This window comes from Nitrospinota bacterium (assembly GCA_016217735.1).
Taxonomy (GTDB): Bacteria; Nitrospinota_A; UBA7883; order JACRGQ01; family JACRGQ01; genus JACRGQ01.
On sequence record JACRGQ010000004.1, the window covers coordinates 14,703 to 31,925 of the forward strand.

Genomic DNA, 17,223 nt, shown 5'->3' on the forward strand with positions numbered 1-17,223 from the left:
AATATGGGCGAATGCGTTGCCCGCGAGGCGGACGCGGCGTTTTTACCCCCTGATATCGATGGGGGGCGGCTCGTCGTGGTGGATGCGGCTGTGGCGGCGTCCATAGAAGAGGTAGATGAGCAGCCCGATGGAGGACCAGACGATGAAGCGGAGCCACGTTTGCGGCGGCAGCCCGGCCATGATGAAAAGCAGCAGTCCCAAATTCAGCGGCAGCAACAGCCACGCCATCGGCACGCGGAACAGCGGCTTCACCTCGCCGCGGCGGCGCACCAGCATGACGGCGATCCCCACCATGAAGTAGGCGAAGAGCGTGCCGATATTCACCAGCTCCGCCAGGATGCCGAGCGGCACCAGCCCCGCCATGACCGCCAGCAGCGCGCCCCCCAGGATGGTCGCCTTGTAAGGGGTTTTGAATTTCGGATGCACCGCCTCGAGCTGCTTGAAGAGCAGGCCGTCGCGGGCCAGCGCGTAGACGATGCGGGTGAAGCCCAGCCCCATCACCATCATCACGCTGGTGATGGTGAGCACCGCGCCCAGCGCGATCATGGTTCCCGCCGCCGGCTCGTTCACCTGAAACATGGCGTAGGCCAGCGCGTCCGGCACGTTGAGCTTGTCGTACGGCACCATCGAGACGAGGGTGACGCTGACGGCGATGTAGAGCAGCGTGCTCACTCCCAGCGAGAGCACCAGTCCCCACGGCACCGTCTTCATGGGGTTTTTTGTTTCTTCCGCCACGGTCGATACCGCGTCGAAGCCGAGATAGGCGAAGATTATCAGCGAGGAGGCTTTCCAGACGCCATCCCAGCCGAACGGCAGGAACGGGTGGAGATTGGCCCAGTTTATGTGCGGCACGGCGAAGACGATGAATATTCCCAGCACCACCAGCTTCAACGCCACGATGAACTTGTTGACCGTCGCGCTTGCCCGGATGCCGAAGGTGAGCAGCGCGAAAATGGCGATAACCGCCGTGAAGGCGCAGATGTCTATGTAAGTTCCGGCGGCGGGATTGAACGGGCCGCTGAACTCTTTGGGAATGACGATGAGCAGGTTTTCCTCTATGAAGCGGCGGAAGTAACCTGACCAGCCGGTGGCCACCGCCGCCGTGGCGATGCCGTATTCGAGCAGGAGTTCCCACGCCACGATCCATGCAATTCCCTCCCCCAGCGTGACGTAGGTGTAGCTGTAGGCGGAACCGGAGATCGGGTAGGCCGACGACAGCTCGGCGTAGACCAGCGCGCTGATGCCGATGGTGACCGCGCCGAGCAGGAATGAAACGATGATGCCGGGTCCCGCCTTGGTGGCGGCCGCCGGGCCGATGATGACAAAGATGCCGCCGCCGATGATCGCGCCGATGCCCAGCGCGGTGAGGTCCATCAACCCCAGCTTCCGCTCGAATTGCCCCTCGTGCGTCCGGTACTTTTTCCGCTTAAAAAACTGCTTCATCCCGCTAAAAAGCTATCCTATTTGCCGCCGCCCGTCCACCCTAATCCGGAAGTGCGGCATCTTTACTCCCAACCAAATGCGGCAAGGCAACACCCAAGTATTTACCCCTTGACGCATATACGGCGTTGACGTATAGTCGGGGGGTGAAGAAAAGGCGCGGAATCGGATCGGCTTCCCGCGCCGGAGGTTCCCCTGAAGGGGAAATGATTCAGTTTGTGGAAACCAGCCGGTTTACCAAATACGTTACGGAGCACCTGTTCGGACGAAGAGGTAAGCGCCCTTCAGCTTGAATTGTTGAAAAACCCCGAGGCGGGGGAGTTGGAACGATGAAGAAAAAACGGAATATCGCCAACGAGATACTTGAGGGTATCCGCGAGATCAAGGCGGGGGGCGGCAAACGGTACGTCGTCTTTACCCCGGAAAAAATCGCGGCGGTGCGCGGAGGGATGGCGCTGTCGCAATCGGCATTCGCCAGCCTTATGGGGGTGAGCGTCCGCACCCTTCAGGAGTGGGAACAGGGGCGGAGAAAACCCGCCGGACCAGCCGCCGCATTGCTCCGGATTGCGGCCCGCCACCCGGAAGCGCTGGTCAACTGAATCCCGCCCCTCCTGTCGCCCATTGTTTCCGGTAGGGCAGAAATCTTTTGGCGCGTTCGCGCCAATGTCCCGGGAATGTGCGACCTGCCCGGCATCGCCCCCCTTTGCTTTGGCAGGGTAGACAATCTTGTCTGCCGTTGCCCCCCACCGGGGGCAAGCTCTTCTTGGTGGGTACAGGCTCTCAGATACAAGCATGTACATAACCGGTGCTTCAGCGCCAAGAAGGTTTGATTGGCCCTTTGGGCCGATGGGGGAAGCTTTGATATTATTTCTGGGTTCCCGCATTCGCGGGAATGACAGAGAGGGAAAGGGCCGCAGGCTATTTTTTGGCGTCCATCACTTTCACCAGTTTGTTGATCTGGCGCATCATCGTTTGATACCGGAATTCCACGCGGCGCTGGTCTTCGATCAGCCCCGCCACGCTCTTGCGCAATTCGCCCACCAGGTTGGCGGCCTCTTCGTCGCCGCCGGCGCGCAGTTTTTCGGCCAGCTTGCCCAACTCTTCCACCTGGCGCTTGCCCCCTTCGATGCCGTGCGCCTCCAGCGACGCCTCGGCCTTCACCTGCTCGGCGCTGGCCGACCCCTGATAATGCTGCTCGGTCTGCACCTTCAGCGGCGCGGCGTCGGCCCGCTCCACTTTTTTCTCTTTCATCGGCGCGGCGGCGGCGCCCTGCCCGCCCACCTTCGTCTGAAGCGCTTTCATGACCTCGCGCGAGATCAGCTTGAACGTCTCCAGCACCCCGTCGCCGCGGAAGGCGACCGCCTTTTGCGTGGGGACTTTGCGCGGGTTGACCTTCGCCTCCAGTTCCTCAACCGGGGCCAGCTCCGGCAGATCCGTCTTGTTCCACTGGATCACCATCGGGAGGGTGTTGATATCCAGCCCGTTTTCCTTGAGGTTTTCGGCAAGGTTCTGGTAGCTCTCGATATTCGCCTGCATCTGCGCCGCCTGAGAATCGGCGACGAAAACCACGCCGTCGGCCCCCTTGAGCACCAGCTTGCGGGTGTTGTTGTAGTAGGTCTGGCCCGGCACGGTGAAAAGCTGCAGCTTGGTGCGGAATCCGCTGATGGTGCCGAGGTCCACCGGGAGCAGATCGAAAAACAGCGTGCGGTCGGTATCGGTGGCCAGCGAGACCATTTTGCCGCGCGTGGTCGGGTTCATTTTTTTGTGGAGTTCTTCCAGGTTGGTGGTTTTGCCGCAGAGTCCCGGGCCGTAATAGACGATTTTCGCCGTCACTTCGCGCGCGGCGTAATTGAACGAAACCATTATTTCTGCGCCGCCTTAAGCGTGTTGTTGATGGCCACCAGGCGGGCCGCCGCGTCGCGGTAGGTTTTGTCGGTCTTGTAGACCGCCCCCAAAAAATTGAAGGCTTCCTTGAGCATACCCATTTCCTGCAATGTTACACCAATTTCATAGCGGAAACCCATTATCTCGGCCGGGTCCTGCGTGGACTGCGCGCCCGCCTTGAACCGCTCGATGGCCTCCTTGTGCTTTTTGAGGTGGCGCAGGCAGGTGCCCGCCATGCTCAGGGCTTCCACCCGGAAGTTCGGATCCTTGGCCGCCCGTTCGAATTCGGCCAGCGCCTGTTCGTGCAACCCCATGTCCATGTAGCTCACGCCGAGGTTGTAGATCGTCTCGCCGTCGTTCTCCCCCAAATGCTCATGCACCTTCTCGGAAAAATCGGCGAACATCTTCTTGAAGCTGTCGGTATCCATCTCCTCCGGCGTCGCGGCGGGGGCGGCGGCGGGCGCGGCGGCGCGGGGGGCCGGCGCCTGATCCATAAACATATCCTCGCGGATTTCCTCTTCCACCACCGGGTTGAAAACGGTCTTGGCGCTGTTGACGATGAATTCGGTGTTGCCGTCCTTGGTGAAGTAGCTGGAGAGCTTGAGCTTGCGCAGCTTCACCTCCAGCGACACGTCGATATTTTCGGTATACACGAAAATCTCCACCCCCTTGAGGGCGGGGTTGCTTTTAAGCTCTTCCAGGAAATGCATGGGGTTTGCGTTCTTCGCGTCGATATCGGTGACGACGATTCCCGGCTTGGCCGCCGCGATCGCCGCGAGGTCCGCCCCGCCGGTGACCACCTCGTGCCCCGCTTTTTGATACAGCGCGGCAAGGCCCACCTTCGCGGTGTAGGCGTCTTCAACAATATAAATTTTTCCCATCATCCCGCCGGTTTACGGTTTACGGTCTTTTATCGGCACCCTTAACCCGCCATTTTAACTTAACCGGCGGCCCCCCTGTAAATAATCTACTTGACGGCGGCCGTACAATGCGGGCGAAGGGCTTTCCCCCGGAATATCCCCCTTCGAGAGATGCCTTGCCGGCGGAGACGCGGATTACTCCAAATCTTCATCGCCGGCCGGAACGGTGGCGGAGGCCGGCTTGGTGAGATACGCCTCGATGAACGGCATAATGTCGCCGTCCAGTATCGCGTCGGTGTTGCCGCTGGAAAGGCGCGTACGGAGGTCTTTCACCATGCGGTACGGAGCCAGCACGTAGGAGCGTATCTGGCTTCCCCACCCGATGTCTTTCTTGTCCATCGAGAGGTGGTCGATCTCGGCCTGCTTTTTCCGCCGTTCCAGTTCGTACAGGCGGGCGCGGAGCACCTTCATGGCGGTCTCGCGGTTTTTGTGCTGCGAACGCTGGGTTTGGGACGACACCACGATGCCGGTGGGCATGTGGGTGATGCGGATGGCGGAATCGGTCTTGTTGACGTGCTGGCCGCCCGCGCCGGACGAGCGGAAGGTATCCACCCGCAGGTCGGCCTCGTTGATGTCGACTTCCACGCTGTCCTCGATTTCCGGCAGCACGAAGACGGACGAGAACGAGGTGTGGCGGCGCTTGTTGGCGTCGAACGGGGAGATGCGGACCAGCCGGTGGACGCCGTTTTCCGCCTTCAGGTAGCCGTAGGCGTACTCCCCGCTGATCTCGATGGTGGCGCTCTTGACGCCGGCTTCTTCCCCCTCCTGCAAGTCGATGATGCTGGTTTTGAAGCCGTTTTTCTCGGCGAAGCGGAGGTACATCCGCATCAGCATCTGGGCCCAGTCCTGGCTTTCGGTGCCCCCCGCGCCGGAGTGGATTTCCATGATGCAGTTGCCGCGGTCGTAGTTGCCGGTCAGGATGAGCTTCAGCTCTATGGAGGTCATGGCCTGTTCGAGCGCATCAAGCTCTTTCTCCCCGTCGGCCATCACCGCCTGATCCCCTTCGATGCGGGCAAGCTCGAAGAATTCCCGCGCGCCGGTGATATCCTTGCGCACTTTTTCGAACTGGGCGACGATCTGCTCCAGTTGCGCCTTTTCCTTCAGGACTTTTTTGGCGTTTTGCTGGTCGCTCCAGAAATCCGGTACGGTGGACTGCGCCTCGAGCTGGGCTATCTGCTTGAGCTTGCGGTCAAGATCAAAGGAACCCCCGGAGCCGGTCCAGCCGGCCGGCGAGTTCTTCGTATACCTGCGCTATCTCTTCGGGGGTGCGGTTCATTTTTTCCTGGCGCCTTTCTTTGCTGCTTTAGCTTTTGGAGGCGCCTTTTTCGCCGGAGCCTTTTTGGCGGGCGCTTTCTTAGCGGCCTTCTTCGCCGCCGGTTTTTTCGCCGCCGCCTTCATCGTTTTGGCCATTTCGGCGAACTTCTTGATCGCCATGTTGTTCGCCTTGATGAATTCCGCCACCAACCGGACCGCCGCGCCATAGATGCTTTCCTGCATCCGGTAAATAACCGCCTTGCCCCCCAGCGTGGTGATCCCCGGCGTGTCGGGAAGCTCCATCTTGCCGGCGTTGACCGCCCTGATGATTTTATCAATATCCTCTTCGGTGTAGAGCTCTTCGTTTTTGAAGAGATAGGCGCACTTTACATAATCCCGCTCTTTGAGCTCGTTAATGTTGAGCGAACGGACGATGTTTTCCATTTTCACATCGTGCGGCTTCTTGAAAGCCTTCATCATGATGTCGCGGACTTCTTTGAAATAGCGGGCGTTGCCCCCTTTGACCGGGAGGAACTCGTTCGGTATTTTGGAGCTGATTTCGAACATCACCCCTTCAGGGGTGAGGCGGCCCACGCCAAGTTCGTAGGTAATCCAATTGACAAAAAAGCGGTTTTCCTTCTTGGGCTTGTACTTAAGACACATCTCGTTACGAAGCCGGTCGAGGGAGTCATTTATCGCCCGGTAAAAAATCTGATCGCGCAGATTGCCCACGGAAAACCCTCCAAACCAAAATATATCAGCTAGTTATAGCCAGCGTTGAGGAATCGAGACTTTTTGTAAGTTAGCAAATATAATTTGTCAAGTCAATATATATTATACAATGGGTAACAACCCCAATTATGGAGAAACCTATCAAGAAAATAATGGCTCTCGATTACGGCTCGAAACGTATCGGCGTGGCGGCATCCGACCCGCTCGGTTTGACCGCCCAAGGCGTCTGCGTTATCGAACGCAAAAACAAAAAAAAGGACATCGCGGAGATCGTCGCGCTGGCGGACAAGCTGGATGCGGGGGAAATTCTGATGGGAAAACCGATGCGGATGACGGGTACCCCCGGCACGCTTCAGGAAGAGATCGAACTGTTCGCCGTGGCGCTGGAAAAAGCGGCCGGCCGCCCGGTCACCCTGCGGGACGAACGGTTCACCACGGTGCAGGCGGAGCGCCACCTGATAGCCGCCGACGTTTCGCGCGAAAAGCGCAAAGGCGTCATCGACAAAATCGCGGCGCAACTCCTGCTGCAGAACTACCTCGACTCGCTCCCCCGCACCGGCGATTGACCGGCTTTATTATGAATTGCGTTAGGGAAATTCGGGTTTGTTGTTTTCTGCTTTTGTCTCAGTTTGTGGGGAGCAAAATAAATGACTATGGAATTAAAAGTTGAACGATTGAAAATGATACTTGTAGCGAGATATAAACGAAAGTTGTGGATGGGGGAAAAAAGCGGCGTACCCTTTTGGTGACAAAACCAAGAACCTTAATCATGTACCCGGAAGCACCGCTATTTTTAATCCCACCGCATGGAGAACGCGGTTCACTGTCTCAAGGCGGGGGCTGGTTTTTCCCGAAAGTGCTTTGTACATGCTTTCCCGGCCTAAATGAGCGCGGCGGGCAACTTTGGCAATCCCATGCGCTTTTGCAACATGTTGAAGGGCGATAAGAAATTCATCGTTATCTCCTTCTTCCAGGACGGCATTAAGGTAGCCGGTGGCGTATTCAGAGTCTAGCAGGCGTTCCAGCAACCCTTCTTCATAACTGACCATTTTCGCTTTTTTCATGACCAACTCCCGTGATTACCCTTCTTGAAATTCACGCCATAGCGTTTTTGCCAAGACAATATCTCTCCGTTGACTTTTTTTATCGCCGCCAACCAGAAGTATCACTATGTTTTTCCCTTCCTGCCCGAAGTAAATCCGGTAGCCGGGGCCGTAATGTATCTTGAATTCCATCACGCCTTCTCCCACCGCTTCACAATCACCCATATTGCCGTTTGCAATACGGGTGAGCCGCGCATCAATTACGTACTGCGCCCGAATATCGCGAAGACCTTCAAGCCATTCCCGAAACCGATTACGCCCATCTGGATCGACAAATTCGCGCAATATACGTTTATGGCTTTTCACTCCCCGCAATGTATCCTTGCGGATACATTTAGTCAAGCATGTATTTGAAAGGGGGTTTTATTCCTCCAGCAGGAAGGCGAAGTCTTCTTTCGTGAGGCCGCGGTTGAACGATTCCTCTTCAAGGACGTTTTTCACCAGGCGGCGCTTTTTTTCCTGAAGCTCAAGGATCTTTTCTTCGATGGTGCCCAAGGTCACCAGCCGGAAGGCGAGCACCGTTTTAGTCTGCCCTATGCGGTGGGTGCGGTCGATTGCCTGCGCCTCGACGGCGGGATTCCACCACGGATCGAAAAGCACCACATGCGACGCGGAGACAAGGTTCAGTCCGGTGCCGCCCGCCTTGAGCGAGATGAGGAACACGGAAGGCTCGGCGTCTTTCTCAAAATCCTCCACCAGCTCGGAGCGGCGCTTGGTCTGGCCGGTGAGCATCCGGCACGGTATGTCCGACAGCATCAGGCGGTCTTCAAGCCTGTTGAGCATCCGGACGAACTGTGAGAAAACCAAGACCTTTTTGCCGGATTCCACCAGCGGCGCGACGATCCCCATGAATTCCTCCACCTTGCCGGAGCCGGTTTCCTCCGCCTGAATCAGCCCCGGGTCGCAGCATATCTGGCGCAGCCGGGTGAGGGCGGCCAGCATGATGATCTTTTCCTGCCCGGCCGTTTTGCCCCCTTTGAGCGTACCCAAAAGATGGCGCGCCTTGGCCGCTTCCGCGAGGTAGACCTTCTTCTGGGCGGGGGTCATGGCGCAGTCGAGCCGCTCTTCGATGCGGGGGGGCAGCTCCGCCGCCACCTCGGATTTCAACCGCCTGAGAAGGATGGGACGCAGCCGCGCCCGCAAGAACGCGGCATCCCGCGCGCCGCCCTCTCCGGACATCCTGCCGCTGTTCATCGAGGCGGGCAGATAGCCCGGCACGGCGAAATCGACGATGGAACAGATGTCGGAAACCCGGTTCTCGATCGGCGTGCCGGTCAGGGCGAAGCGGTATTTGGCGTCGAGCGTTTTCACCACCTTCGAGATGTCGGCCGCGGGATTCTTTATCGCCTGCGCCTCGTCCACGCAGATGGCGAGCCATTTCTGGCCGCGCAGAATCTCCTGATCGCGCCGCGTGAGCGAGTAGTTTTTCACCAGCACGTCGTACTCGTGCATTTTTTTCAGGATGTCATACCGTTCTTTCCCGGATTCCAGCACACCCACCTTGAGATGCGGGACGAAATGCTCCGCCTCGCGCCGCCAGTTGTGCTGAACGCTTGCGGGGCAGATGATGAGCGACGGAAGCGCGGCGTTTTCTTTCCCGGCTTTGAGCGCGGTGATGGCGAGGAGCATTTGCAGGGTTTTGCCCAGCCCCATTTCATCGGCCAGCAGCGCGCCGCCGAACGTATCCGCCGCCCACGCGAGGAAGTCGACCCCCTCTTTTTGGTAATCGCGCAGAATCCGCGCGGCATCCGCCCCGATACGGGCGGAGGGAATTTTTTTGAAGCTCTTGATCAGCCCGTTGAGTTTTTCGGGAAAGTCCCCCATCTCCGCCCCGTGGCCGGCCATCTCCAGCAAGCCGCGCCCCTTGTCCCCGGCAAACTGCAGGGCGTGAATCTTTTGCGGCTTGCCGTCGAGGGCGATCCCGGCGCTGGCGAAGGCATCCAGCTTTCTATAGTAGTCCGCCAAATCGCCGCGCCGGTACACGCCGGATGGCAGCGAAACAAGCTCTTCGTCCCCCTCCGTCAACCGCGCGAGAAGATCGGCTGGTGTCAGTTTTTTCAACTCTTCTTCCAATTCCACCGAAAGGGCCAGCCAGTTCATGCCGCTCGGTTCCGCCTGTACGGAGATGTGGGGGGCGGGACGGACGGTTACCAGTTCCCTGAACGCTTTTGTGCCGAGGTAGGACGCGTTGCGGGGCCGGGCCTCCCACTGCCGTATGAGTTCCATAAGGTTCGCCGTTTTTACTTTCCATGTCCGGCCCGGCTGGCCGGCAATGAAGGCCTCTTTCGCGTTGTTGGGGATGAATGCGCCAAGCCACTTCTCCACCTCCTCCAGATCGGCCTTCACGGGGAAAAGGCAGATGGCATTGTTGGCGCTGGGGCCGGGTTTATTCCCCGCATGATTATCGGGAAGGGCGCCGGATAAGGCGGCGGCGTCCGCCATGTTTTCCAGGAGCGGGCCGGCGTCGCCCCGCAAGGCATGGCTTCCCGACTGCTCCCATTCGCCGGCGGCGTTCAGGCAAAACGCCGTTTTTTCAGAGACGGCGCGCGCCACGACGGCAAGCATATTATCTTCGTCGAGGTGCAGCTCGATCACCGGCTTCACGCGGACTTCCGAAACGGCGCCGCCGATGAGCACCTTTGCGCCGTGTTGCAGCATGCGTCGGATAAGGGCCGGGGCTATGGGCGAAGTCTTTATGACGCTTATGGGAAATGCCCCCGTCCGCGCCAGCTTGACGACCATCGGCGCCTGCATGCCGATTGAGTCAAGGTGGAAAAGCGTTGCGTTGTGCCGGACAAAGAGGTGCCCAAACAGGCGGGATGAATAGAACGATTGGTGATCGGCGATCAAGCGGACGGTGGAAAGGGGGACATTTTCCCCCAGCGCGGGATGGGAGACCGCCCACTGGCATTTCCCCTCTCCCGCCTCGACAAGGGAGAGCTTCGCCGATAGCGGCTCGAACAGGATCGGAGCGCCGTCTTCCCAGAACAGTTTTCCGCCGCCGCCCCATGTATTGAGCCATGTAACGGCGTTGGAGAGGGGGAGAAGCGTATTATCCCCGCCGTGCGTGCCGTAGTTGTTTTTGACTTCCGGCTGGCCCGCGATCCAATGCACCAACTGGCTGTCGGCGGTGAACTTGTCGCGCCCCTTCATCTCCAGTTCGCCGCTCAAACGCTGAATGCCGCTGAGCGCGCGGGGGCGGAGGTCGTCCGCCGTCCAGCCGAAATAGAGGCGGTAGTTCAGCACTTCGAGGCCGTCATGATCGGGCGCGTTGGCGGGGAGCCATACAACCCGGGCCTTGAAATCGGCGGCGCTGCTTCGCGGCGTTTCCCTCACCCATTGCGACAGCGTCCGCTCCATGACGCGGAGATCCCATGCCGTGGCGGCGGCCGCGGCTTCGGGCGATTCGAGAAACCGCCGCAACCCGTCATCCCGGCGCGTAATGCCTTCATCGCGCCACAAAACCTTTTTTATTATCCGGTGAAGGTTCTCTTCAAAACGCCGGAGAAAATCAACCGGGTTTTCCGGCCAGAAGAAGTGGGAGGCGATATGGCCGAATTCATGCTTCGCGTATTTCGGTTTTGCGATATAGGTTAACGAAACTTTATTGATGAGCTGCTTTGCCTGCTCCGTTCCATATGATTCGATGAAAGCCTTCCACCATTCCCCCGCGGGAAGGGCGGATTCCGGTGCGGATTTTTGGGGCCGCGCGGGAATTGCTTTGGCCGGTTTCACCACCGGCGCGCCGGGTATTTTCACCGGCTCGTCCCCTTCCATCGGGAACATCTCGCGCAAAAACGCCTTGCCCGCATCGACTTTGCGCGTAACGTTTTTATCGTACGCCGCCCCGCCGAGGACTTTGGCGGCCCGCTGCGAATACGCCGACCCGGCCAATCGGGCGAAAGCAACGGCGGTGAACGCCGCCGCGACGCAGTGCTTGCAGTCATTGCCCACCGGACAGGAGCAGACGCCGTCAATGGTGTCGCTAACATCATCAAGGAGCAGCCGGGTTTCGTAGATTTCGTTTCCGCGCACGGCGGCGATAATGGAATCTTCATCCTCGATGTCGATGGACATCACCCGTCCGCTTAGAAAATATTCCCTTCCGCGGATGCCGGAGGAGGTGTGGGTGTGGCCCTGAAGGTATTCGATGAGGGGTTTTACCCACGTTTCGTCAAAGAGATAACCAAGGCCCATCAGGACATCTTACGGGAAATCAGCTGAAAAAAGGCGAAGTTTGTATACAGCAAATAGTTCGTGGCTTGTATTGGTGTACCTTCTTTCCCGCAATCCGGCGGTTTCGGAGGTTGTCCGCATACGGCAACCCCTTGGTTAAATTACTGGTTAAATTGCGGATGCCGCCGAATGATTTTGGATTATGATGGCAAGATCGGAGAGGTGGCCGAGTGGTTTAAGGCGACGGTCTTGAAAACCGTTGTCGGCTTATACCCGACCGTGGGTTCGAATCCCACCCTCTCCGCCATAATCAAATACCCCCCCCCTCAGGGGAGATGTTATTTGATTATGCTTTGGAAAGGCGGGATTCGAACCGAATGAGCGTCCGCGACCGATAAGGGAGCGGTGACGCGCATGGATGCGCGGCAAGCGAATGAGTGGGGGCCGATGGAGCGGCCACGTGATGTGGCCGCGAGAGTGGCCTAATCCCACCCTCTCCGCATTATTTAGTATGCCATGTGTTATAAAATACAAAGAGGATGTCCGGCTAGAACGGGCTATTGGAGAAGGGGCAAATTATGAAACCCATCTATTTCGATTTCACGGTAAATAGCTTGAAAGAAGCCCGACGGTTTTTTGAGCGCGTGTTGGGTTGGCGTTTTGAGAAATTCCCCATGCCCTATGAATACTATCGCATTACTGCCGGAAATTCGGACGAGCCGGGCATTGATGGCGGAAGCGTTGTAGAGCAAAAGATGGTCATTCCCGGTATTGGCTGGTATGCCACTTGTGCCGAGCCTGGCGGATTAAAGTTTGGGCTGTTGCAAGTTGACCAAAACGCAAAGTAAATAAGATTAAGCCGCCCTTTGAGGAGTTAATAAAATAATATGAACGAGCACGGAACATTCATGTGGAATTACCTCGTAACAGAGGACCAGAAATCAAGCGGAGATTTCTATTGCAAGTTATTCGGTTGGGAGAAAATAGAAGTAAATGCGGGGCCGTTCGGCACATATACCATTTTTAAACGTGATGGAAAAGATACTGCTGGCATGATGAATCCAACCATTGATTACACGCGGAAGCTTGGCGCTCGTTGGTACGCTTTCATCGCCGTTGATGATATTGACGTCAGCATGGCCCGTGCAAAAGAACTTGGAGCTACCGTTATTACGGGGCCGGATGACGTTCCCGGAATTGGGCGCACATGTCTTTTGGCAGACCCCGCCGGTGCGCTTATTCCCTTAATGCAGCAAACTAATATTAATGAAAACGATACACGCTAAAAACCGTAACCAGTGGCGGTTATGGCTCCAAAAAAACCATACATCCAAAGAAGGGGTCTGGCTGATTTATTATAAGAAACATACACGGAAACCCTCCATCCCTTACGGCGACGCCGTGGAAGAAGCGATTTGCTTTGGCTGGATTGATGGGCAGATAAAAAAAATCGACGATGATAAGTACATGCAACGTTATTCTCCCCGTACCTCTAAAAGCATTTGGTCGGTAGTTAATGTTGAAAGAGCGAAGGAAATGATTGAGCAAGGCAAGATGACGGAATGTGGTCTCAAAATATATAAAGAAGGCGTAAAAAGCAAAAAAAGAGTCCCTTCCAGCAAGAGATTTTCCGTTCCGTCCTATCTCAAAAGGGCTTTATTTGAAAATAAAAAGGCATGGGATAATTTCCAACGTTTCGCTCCTTCAGCAAAGCTGGCATATGTCTATTGGGTGACGACCGCGAAAAAAGCGGAAACCCGGCAAAAGAGAATTGAGGAAACTATAAGGTTGTTAGCGCAAAACAAGAAATTCGGCGAGAAGTAGACCCCTGTCATTCTGAGCATAGCGAAGAATCCCTTTCCGGAAAGAGATTCTTCGTCGCTTCGCTCCTCAGAATGACATGCATATGCGGTTTTTCAACACACCGCTAATTCACCTGTCCAAGCAGCACGACGTAATTTTTGCCGTACACTTTGGCGCACTTCGGGCAAGTGGTATACCACATGTACAGTTTATTGAAATTCATCCCCTTGCCTTTGACATAGCTTTCAAAGTCATTGCACCATTTGCCCGCATCTTGAAACGGCCCCTCGTACACCTTGCTTAGGAACTTTCCGCTGAGCGTCACGTTTTCCGCATCGGGAATTTCCTTGTCGACCGCCAGATAAACATCCATGTTCCATTTGGAGGTATGGTCCGAAAGGCAAAGCTGATCGGCCATGTTCGCATCGGCCTTTTCAACTTTCCCCACCAATTTTTTCATCAGCGCGCCAAATCCTATTGGCATATAAAAGAACGTGAACACGTTATCCTTGATGAATTTCTTTTTGTCCCATTCAACGGTTTTTCCGTCCCACGGCGCCGGGTCGAATTTCGGGCAACATTGGGTGTTTGGCGATTGTTGCGTGTTCATGATAATTCCTCCTCCGCTGGTTATATTTTACCGCGGAATGGGAAATTAGGGGGGAAGGGGGTAGATACAAGTGCCTCAGTTTGAAAAAATATGGCAGGTAGGACAGACAGCAGCCTATAGGCCATCTCCGGAGCGGATGGAAAAAAGCCATTCCGCTCCTCCCATCTTGTCTGTCATCAGCCCGAAAGGGCTGACAAAATTGGCCCTAACGGGCCAACGACACGCAGGAATGCGTGTCCTACCGTGAAAATAAGGCACTACCCACTTGAATCTGCCGGAAAGGGGCGTCGAAAGGTGCGCCGCTACTTGGCGCGGTAGGTGGCCCAGGCGTGATCGGTTTCGTAGATGGTGACGTATGACGGGGACACCTTCAGGCTCTTCTTCAACTCCTTAAAGAACCATTCGGCTATCCGCTCGGCGGTGGGATCCCATTCGGTGAACGGCGGGATTTCGTTGATGATCTTGTGATCCAGCATGTTCATCAGGCGGTTAAGCTGCTCTTTCACATGGTGGAAATCGACCACCATGCCGTGTTTGTCCAGCTTCTTCGCGGCGAAGGCGGCTTCCACCGTCCAGTTGTGGCCGTGAAGGTCTTTGCACGGCCCCCAGTGGCCGCGCAGTTGGTGCGCGGCCGAGAACTGCGCCGTGACCGCTACTTCGTACATGCCTTTACCTTACGCTGTTTTGCGTTTATCCACAATGCCCCGGTCGATGGTGACGGAGCGGGCGGCGCCTGTTTTGGTATCGCGCGCGCGGACGCCCATGATGCCGTTCACGTCGATATCGAACTCCACCTCCACCTTCGGCTCCCCTTTTTTCGCCAACTCGATGCCGCCGAGGATGAAGCGCCCCAGCGTCACGTTTTCCGCGGCGCGGTTGCTGTTCCCCTGCAATATCTTGATCTCCACCTCGGTCTGGTTGTCCGCCACGGTGGAGAACACTTTTTTGTGCGACACCGGAATGGTGGCGTTGGCCGGAATGATCTCCTCGGCGCTCCCCCCTTCGATCTCGAGGCCGAGCGAAAGCGGGATGATGTCGAGCAGCACCGTGTCCTCCACTTGGCCGTCGAGGATGGCGGCCTGCACGGCGGCCCCCAGCGCGATGCACTCCAGCGGATTCACCCCCCCCAGCGCCTTGTCGCCGAAATGTTCAACTATGGCGTCGCGCACGGCGGGGATGCGGGTGGAGCCGCCGGCCAGCAGTATCTTGTCGAGGGTCTTGTTGTCGAGGCCGCTTTTTTTGAGGGTATCCTTCGCCAGCCGGATGATCTTGCCCACGAGGGCGGCGATCATCTGCTCCACCTGGTCCTGCGTGAAGGTCTTGTCGATATGGATCGGGCCGTGCTTGTCGGCGGTGATGAAGGGGATGTTCAGGCGGGCCGAATCGGCGTTGGAGAGGGCGATTTTCAGCTTCTCCGCTTCGTCCCGCAGCTTTTGCATCGCCATCTTGTCCCGCGTCAAGTCGATGCCGTGGTCGTTCTTAAAATCGGCCGCCACCTTGTCGATGATCATCTGATCGATGTCGTCGCCCCCCATCATGTTGTCGCCGCCGGTCGCCTTCACCTCAAATACGCCGTCGGCGATGGTGAGCACCGACACGTCGAAGGTGCCGCCGCCGAAGTCGAACACCATGACGCTCTGCTCGTCTTGCCGGTTGAGGCCGTAGGCCATCGCGGCGGCGGTCGGCTCGTTGATGATGCGCAGCACGTTGAGCCCCGCCAGCTTCCCCACCTCCTGCACCGCCTGGCGCTGGAGCTGGTTGAAATAGGCCGGCACGGTGATGACCGCGTCGGCGACCGGGTGGCCGAGTTGGCGTTCCGCCCCGGCTTTCAGTTTTTTAAGGATTTCGGCCCCGATCTGTTCGAGCGGCCAGTCGCCGCGGCCGGTGTTGACGGTCTCCTTCTCCCCCATGCGGCGCTTCACCGCGCGGAAAGTCTTTTCGGGGTTCAGCACCGCCTGCTTTTTGGCTTTCTGCCCGACGATGATCTCGCCGCCCTTGCCGAAGGCGACCACCGAGGGCATCATTACTTCCCCCTCGTCCACCTCAAAGAGGAAGGGAACGCCGTCTTTCACCATGCCGATGGCGCTGGTGGTGGTGCCGAAGTCTATGCCGACAATCCGTTTGCTGTATGCCATTATCCGATTCCGTTAACTCCCGTTTTCGCGCGGCGGGTCACGCCACCAGTTTATCCACGTCCAGCCAGCCGACGATGGAGCCGCCGGCGCGGCCGATTCCCTTTATGTATTCCGCCGCCACCTCCCCCACCGCCGCGGAGGCCGGCTCGATGCCGCTTTCCGGCAGGTGGATGACGGTGGTCACCGCGTCCACCAGCAGCCCCACCGGCGCGCCGGAAGCCGATTCGGCGATGATTATGCGGGCGCCGGGAGTGAGGGGAACCGCCGCCATCCCCAGCTTGGCGCGCAGGTTGATCACCGGCACCACATCGCCGCGGAGGTTGATGACCCCCTCAAAGTGACCCGCCACGCGGGGAACGTAGGTAATCCCGTCGAACACCAGTATCTCGCGGGCTTTGGTGATCTCGATAATATATTCCTCGGCGCCGAGGCGTATGCCGATGAACTGGCGGTGCAACTCCCGCTTCTCCGGGGATACTTCCCTTTCCTGGCGGATGCGGAAGCGGTTCATGCGTATCCGGCCGGCCTAGATGGCCTTAATGGCTTCGTCTTCGCTCTCGTATATGTTGAAGAGACGGGTCAGCCCCACGGTCTGCAACACGCTCTTCACCGCATCATTCGGGCGGACGAGGGCGAACGCCCCTTTGCGCGAAAGAACGGTTTTGTAAACGGAAACAATGAACCCGACGCCGGCGGAATCGATCATCCCCACCCCGCCCAGGTCGATCAGAAACTTGTCGGTGGACGATTGAACCATCTCTCCCTTGATCGTTTCGCGGATGTCGTTCAGGTGGTTGAAAACGACGTCCCCCTGTATGCTGAACAGCGTTACGCTCCCGGCCTTCCTGATTTCACATTTCATGATAGCGGTATCCCAAATCTGGTTTGAAGAAAAGCATACGCCGTAAAACCATTCTCCGGCGCGCTTTCCGGTCTCAATGCGGAATTTTACTAGAATCCGGCTTTCTTTCCAAGTGCAATAAAAACCCTTTGCCGCGCCGCCGCCCGGATATGCCGCACCCGGATATGTTGCGAGCAAATAGAAATGTCCGGTTTTGGAGCACATTACTTGTCCGGTTTTCCAAAATTACCTTAGCCGTGATTCTTTTTCAAGCGGCCTTCTTTTTTGTCTGTTTTACCTCCTTTCCCGTTACGTCGTAAAGCGC

At 57.3% G+C, this 17,223-nt stretch carries 18 protein-coding genes and 1 tRNA gene; 6 read left to right on the top strand and 13 right to left on the bottom strand.

All coding sequences use genetic code 11. The features are described 5' to 3' along the window. Positions 1-42: 42 nt before the first annotated feature. Positions 43-1,443 carry an amino acid permease gene (locus HZA03_00730; GenBank protein MBI5636474.1) on the bottom strand — a complete coding sequence of 467 codons (1,401 nt, stop codon included), beginning with the start codon at positions 1,441-1,443 and terminating at the stop codon, positions 43-45. A 326-nt stretch (positions 1,444-1,769) separates the two neighbouring features. Between HZA03_00730 and HZA03_00735 the strand changes: the two genes are divergently transcribed. Next, positions 1,770-2,039, top strand: a complete 270-nt coding sequence (locus HZA03_00735) for a type II toxin-antitoxin system MqsA family antitoxin (GenBank protein ID MBI5636475.1) — start codon at positions 1,770-1,772, stop codon at positions 2,037-2,039. Positions 2,040-2,358: 319 nt separating this feature from the next. Here the strand turns inward: HZA03_00735 and HZA03_00740 are convergent, their stop codons facing one another. From HZA03_00740 to HZA03_00755, 4 genes are all read right to left on the bottom strand, one after another. Beyond that, a complete protein-coding gene (locus tag HZA03_00740) occupies positions 2,359-3,303 on the bottom strand; it encodes a hypothetical protein (GenBank protein ID MBI5636476.1) in 945 nt (314 codons plus the stop codon). Then, entirely contained in the window at positions 3,303-4,208 is a 906-nt protein-coding gene (locus HZA03_00745; protein MBI5636477.1) for a tetratricopeptide repeat protein, read from the bottom strand. Before HZA03_00745 ends, HZA03_00740 begins: the two co-directional genes overlap by 1 nt. Positions 4,209-4,379: 171 nt before the next feature. Further along, positions 4,380-5,520 (bottom strand): peptide chain release factor 2 gene (gene prfB / locus HZA03_00750; GenBank protein MBI5636478.1). Its coding sequence is split into 2 segments (ribosomal slippage): positions 4,380-5,441 and positions 5,443-5,520, totalling 1,140 coding nucleotides; the frame shifts between segments, so codons are not numbered across the junction. Then, on the bottom strand, positions 5,517-6,230 hold the full coding sequence (locus tag HZA03_00755; protein MBI5636479.1) for a hypothetical protein: 714 nt from the start codon (positions 6,228-6,230) through the stop codon (positions 5,517-5,519). The genes prfB and HZA03_00755 overlap by 4 nt, the downstream gene beginning before the upstream one ends. 140 nt (positions 6,231-6,370) lie before the next feature. Here HZA03_00755 and ruvX point away from each other — a divergent pair, with 140 nt between their 5' ends. Beyond that, entirely contained in the window at positions 6,371-6,796 is a 426-nt protein-coding gene (gene ruvX / locus HZA03_00760) for a Holliday junction resolvase RuvX (protein ID MBI5636480.1), read from the top strand. A gap of 201 nt (positions 6,797-6,997) precedes the next feature. Here ruvX and HZA03_00765 read toward each other — a convergent pair whose 3' ends face one another. From HZA03_00765 to HZA03_00775, 3 genes are read right to left on the bottom strand one after another with little or no spacing between them, the layout of a single operon-like run. Further along, positions 6,998-7,279 (bottom strand): putative addiction module antidote protein, encoded by a 282-nt coding sequence (locus HZA03_00765; protein MBI5636481.1) that lies wholly within the window; start codon positions 7,277-7,279, stop codon positions 6,998-7,000. Positions 7,280-7,309: 30 nt separating this feature from the next. Next, positions 7,310-7,639 (bottom strand): type II toxin-antitoxin system RelE/ParE family toxin, encoded by a 330-nt coding sequence (locus HZA03_00770; protein MBI5636482.1) that lies wholly within the window; start codon positions 7,637-7,639, stop codon positions 7,310-7,312. Between the two features lie 57 nt (positions 7,640-7,696). Beyond that, positions 7,697-11,530: a DEAD/DEAH box helicase gene (locus HZA03_00775; GenBank protein MBI5636483.1), complete on the bottom strand. Its 3,834-nt coding sequence runs from the start codon at positions 11,528-11,530 to the stop codon at positions 7,697-7,699. Positions 11,531-11,725: 195 nt separating this feature from the next. Here HZA03_00775 and HZA03_00780 point away from each other — a divergent pair. The 4 genes from HZA03_00780 to HZA03_00795 all read left to right on the top strand — a co-directional run bounded on the left by HZA03_00780 (position 11,726) and on the right by HZA03_00795 (position 13,333). After that, a tRNA-Ser gene (locus HZA03_00780) sits at positions 11,726-11,816 on the top strand. Between the two features lie 271 nt (positions 11,817-12,087). After that, complete coding sequence (locus HZA03_00785; protein ID MBI5636484.1) at positions 12,088-12,357, top strand: VOC family protein; 270 nt, start codon at positions 12,088-12,090, stop codon at positions 12,355-12,357. Between the two features lie 39 nt (positions 12,358-12,396). Further along, entirely contained in the window at positions 12,397-12,795 is a 399-nt protein-coding gene (locus HZA03_00790) for a VOC family protein (protein MBI5636485.1), read from the top strand. Then, the gene (locus HZA03_00795) at positions 12,776-13,333 is read left to right on the top strand and encodes a YdeI/OmpD-associated family protein (GenBank protein MBI5636486.1); all 558 of its coding nucleotides are present in this window, start codon (positions 12,776-12,778) and stop codon (positions 13,331-13,333) included. The genes HZA03_00790 and HZA03_00795 overlap by 20 nt, the downstream gene beginning before the upstream one ends. 103 nt (positions 13,334-13,436) lie before the next feature. On the opposite strand, the gene HZA03_00800 is transcribed toward HZA03_00795, so the two are convergent. The 5 genes from HZA03_00800 to HZA03_00820 form a co-directional block, all read right to left on the bottom strand. Beyond that, a complete protein-coding gene (locus HZA03_00800; GenBank protein ID MBI5636487.1) occupies positions 13,437-13,922 on the bottom strand; it encodes a hypothetical protein in 486 nt (161 codons plus the stop codon). Positions 13,923-14,224: 302 nt separating this feature from the next. Continuing rightward, the gene (queD, locus tag HZA03_00805; GenBank protein ID MBI5636488.1) at positions 14,225-14,587 is read right to left on the bottom strand and encodes a 6-carboxytetrahydropterin synthase QueD; all 363 of its coding nucleotides are present in this window, start codon (positions 14,585-14,587) and stop codon (positions 14,225-14,227) included. A gap of 9 nt (positions 14,588-14,596) precedes the next feature. After that, positions 14,597-16,057, bottom strand: coding sequence for an Hsp70 family protein (locus HZA03_00810; protein MBI5636489.1), 1,461 nt, complete (start codon positions 16,055-16,057; stop codon positions 14,597-14,599). Between the two features lie 37 nt (positions 16,058-16,094). Beyond that, positions 16,095-16,568, bottom strand: a complete 474-nt coding sequence (locus HZA03_00815; protein MBI5636490.1) for a purine-binding chemotaxis protein CheW — start codon at positions 16,566-16,568, stop codon at positions 16,095-16,097. A gap of 15 nt (positions 16,569-16,583) precedes the next feature. Then, the gene (locus tag HZA03_00820) at positions 16,584-16,919 is read right to left on the bottom strand and encodes an STAS domain-containing protein (protein MBI5636491.1); all 336 of its coding nucleotides are present in this window, start codon (positions 16,917-16,919) and stop codon (positions 16,584-16,586) included. Positions 16,920-17,223: the final 304 nt, after the last annotated feature.